This window comes from Microbacterium sp. (genome assembly GCF_030149085.1).
GTDB lineage: Bacteria > Actinomycetota > Actinomycetes > Actinomycetales > Microbacteriaceae > Microbacterium.
The window spans coordinates 1-3,343 of record NZ_JASBSF010000361.1; the positions used below are offsets into that span (position 1 = coordinate 1).

The 3,343-nt window shown below is 66.3% G+C and carries 3 protein-coding genes; 1 reads left to right on the top strand and 2 read right to left on the bottom strand.

Annotated features, from left to right (window positions below):
• Positions 1-118: 118 nt before the first annotated feature.
• Positions 119-922, bottom strand: a complete 804-nt coding sequence (locus Q1V87_RS14645) for a sigma factor-like helix-turn-helix DNA-binding protein (protein WP_300594447.1) — start codon at positions 920-922, stop codon at positions 119-121.
• 244 nt (positions 923-1,166) lie between these two features.
• On the opposite strand from Q1V87_RS14645, the gene Q1V87_RS14650 reads away from it, so the two are divergent.
• Positions 1,167-1,451 carry a helix-turn-helix transcriptional regulator gene (locus tag Q1V87_RS14650; protein ID WP_300594450.1) on the top strand — a complete coding sequence of 95 codons (285 nt, stop codon included), beginning with the start codon at positions 1,167-1,169 and terminating at the stop codon, positions 1,449-1,451.
• Here the strand turns inward: Q1V87_RS14650 and Q1V87_RS14655 are convergent.
• Positions 1,405-3,343: LysR family transcriptional regulator (locus Q1V87_RS14655; protein WP_300594453.1), on the bottom strand; the 1,939-nt coding region annotated here is incomplete at its 5' end. The genes Q1V87_RS14650 and Q1V87_RS14655 overlap by 47 nt on opposite strands.

Here is a 3,343-nt window from a genome sequence, read left to right on the forward strand (position 1 = left end):
GCCGTCATCGATCTCGAAACCAGCGACTGCGCCTTGCTGGCCGGCACGCTGCGTCGCGCCGCCTTCGCGCTCTGGGTGCCAAAGGACGAGCGCTCGATCTTGCCCCGAAACTCATTGCTCATGCGGACTCCCGGTTCTCTCGTACTTGCTGGCGTGCTCGCGCGATCGCCGACTCCACCGCTTTCGCGGTCATGCCCAGCTTCTCGCCAATCGCGGCGTGCGTGAACCCATGCGTCACGCTCAGGTAGAACGCTGAGCGGACACGCTCATCCTTGATGCTCCCGAACGCGCGTCGTAACTCGTCCTTCGCCTGCGCCGCTTCGCTTGCATCAGGACCTACCGGCGTCGACGGGCTCTCCTCGAAGTCGTCAGCCCAGGCCGCCGTATGCGGAGCCTGCGGCTCCGCATACGAACGCAGCTCTTCTCGACGCCAACGTTTGTAGACGTTGCTGAACTGCAGCAGGCACTGGCCCACAAAGAATGTGCGCAGGGACGCACCTTTGGCGGGGTCCCACTTGCCAGGGACGAGCACCTTGTCCCGGAACGCGCTGAGCGCCAGGACAACCGTCTCATCGGCCAAGCTCTCGGCGTCTTCGATCATCGACCCGATGCGAGGCTCGGCTTCCAGTGCTCCGAAGCCTTTGCGCTTCACCTCGCTGCGGATCTGACTCTTGTAGATCCAGCCACGGATGACGGCCCAGCCGTACTTAGCGATCTCGTTCGCGAAGAGATCGTAGTTTCGGCCGCGATATCCCTCGGCGCGAAGGGCGGCCGCAAGATCGCGGTCTCCGGCGAGCCGGTCGACTCTTTCCTCGGCTCGATCACGATCCGCGTCGGCCAACCAGGCTTGATCCGCTGCCCATTCCCTGAGAGCGGGAACGCCATCGGAGGATGAACCATCGGGCTCGTCGCTACCGGTCATGGCGTTTCCTCGCGATCCTGATCAACTCATAGTCACCACGATCCCTCATATGTCCGACATCGGGGAGTTCCCCTCGCCGCTCGCTAGAAAAGTTGAGCGCGTGATCGGATCACGAATCGTTGGCAGACGATCGCGCAGTTCTTCACCCCTCGATTCCTGGCAATGGCGATCCACTAGTCACCCTAGAACTAGAGGCCATACCGATTAGGCCATACCGACACGCGATCACAGGAACGCTGGACCGGTGGCGAAGCGCACCGGATCCGAGGACGCTGCGTGGAGCGACTATGCCGGCCAGCTGGCCGCGAACCTCCGGCGACTACGCGCCGAAGCGGGTCTCAGCCAGGAGGACGTCGCCTACCGTTCGGGGCTGACGCGGTACACGTACCAGAAGTACGAGAAGGGCGAGTCGAAGCCGGGCACGCCGGCGAACCCGACGATTCGCACTCTGCTCGCGATGTCGCAGGCCCTCGGCGTCGATCTCACTGAGATTCTTCCGCCAGACGCGCCCGACCTTCGGCTTCGCTGAGCTCGAAGGCGCGCGACAACTCATGGTGCACGTCGGCGCCAAGCGCGGTGAGGGCGAGTGGCTGACCTCGGAACGCACGTTGGATCAGCGGGCCACCGGCATCCACCCCGACCCGTCTCATCTGGTTCGCGAGGATGCTCAGCGTCACTCCGAGCTCGGTCGCGGCGGCTGTCATCGTGTCGTGACGAGCGACGATGAGGAATCGTTCGGCTCGCTGTGTGGCGTCCTGTCCGACGAGGATCCGGCGCAGCAGCGGCGAGTCGCCAGCGCGTGGATCAACTCGGATCGCGGTCGCTCTGCTCGCGCTGCCGCGGGCGCGGCGCGGGATCCCCGCGGCCTCGAGATGGCGGTTGATCGTGGTCATCGTCACACCAACTTCGGCGGCAATCTCGGGGATAGTGCGGCGCTCATCGATGTAACGGCGCCGCAGCCACTCCACATCGATGTCAGCCCTCCGTCGGCCGATGCGAGTCTCGATACCGGCGTCCTCGAGCACGCGGCTGACGGTCTGACGGGCGACTCCGTGTTCGAAGGCGATCTCTCGCACCGACCGCCCTGCGGAGTATGCCACGACCGCGTGGGTCGGCCTCACCACGGCCCGGGCGGGGCGAGCTTGCGCCCATTCGCTTCCATCCGACGCGGGGACATCCGCGACGAAGCCGGCCAGCTCGAGGTGCGGCATCCACTCCACGGGCTCATCGATGTGCCGTGCCTTAAGGAACGCGGTCGCCGAGTCGTTGAGCGCACGGGACACGACCTCCGGCAATCCGTCGCGGAACGAGCGAACTTCGGTGAATGCGGGAAAGCTCGCCTCTTGAGCGAAGGGCGCCCGCGCCACGCGATTGCCGCTGAGCAGGGCGTAGAGATGCGCACGGGCGGTCTGCCAGCGCCGATCCCCGCCGGCCAGGACGTTCGCCGTCCGGCAGATCTCGTGCCACTCGTCGCGGGGCAGGATGCCGGAGTAGTCGATGACCCGCCGGCGTGCGAAGTCGATCGGCGTCGAGGTCTCATCGAGGAACGCGACAAGCCGAGCGATCGCGCGGATAGTGTCGACCTCGGGTGCGTTGCGGCCGAGAGACCGCATGACGTGGCTGACCTGGCGTCCCTGAGCTGCGGGATCGAGGAGCGTGATGGCCGAGCCGTGAGTGAGGCGGGTGCCCACGAAGACCACGGCCGCCGCCAGCGCACCGCCGGCGATCTCCGCATCCAGGCGCCGCGGTGCGAGGCGTGAGGTCCATTCGGGCCACAGAACGGCGGGGAGCTTGGCGGCTCGAGCGGCCGGATCCACCACCGACATCGTCACCGCCTGAAGGGTCGCAGTAGGACGCCTCATTCGTCCGAGCGCACGGCTCACGTGATCGCGCAGTGGCGGGGAGTAGTGGTCGAGCGCGGTGTGGACGCTGACGCGTCCGCGCAGCAGGTCAGTGATCCGGTCACCTGACTGCAGCGCCACGAAGGCGATCGTGTTGCCGAGAGCAACTTCTCGGGCAGCGCCTGGCCGCAGATCCACCTTGCCGGTGCGGTTGTGAGACGCGATCAGGCTCACGTCAACCTGACCCGCAGGCATCCACTCGAAGTGCTCTCCGTCGACGAGCGCCTGTCGTGCCGCTCGTGACAGCAGCGGCATGTCGGACAGCACCTGGACGGTGCTCGGTCGACCGTCGGCGTAGATGCCGAACTCGCCGACGCCGGTGGCGATGACCCTCAGGATCGCACGTTGCGCCTCGCGAGTCTCGGTGTCCGCCGCCACAAACTCCTCGCTCGTGGTGAGGTCGGCGCCGCAACGCGCGCCAAACGCTGGCGATTCGGTCGGCGGTCTGTTGTGACAGTGCCCGGGTTCCGGAACGAGCGTGAGTGGATGGGCGAGGAGTCGGGGTGGTTGGCCGCAACCC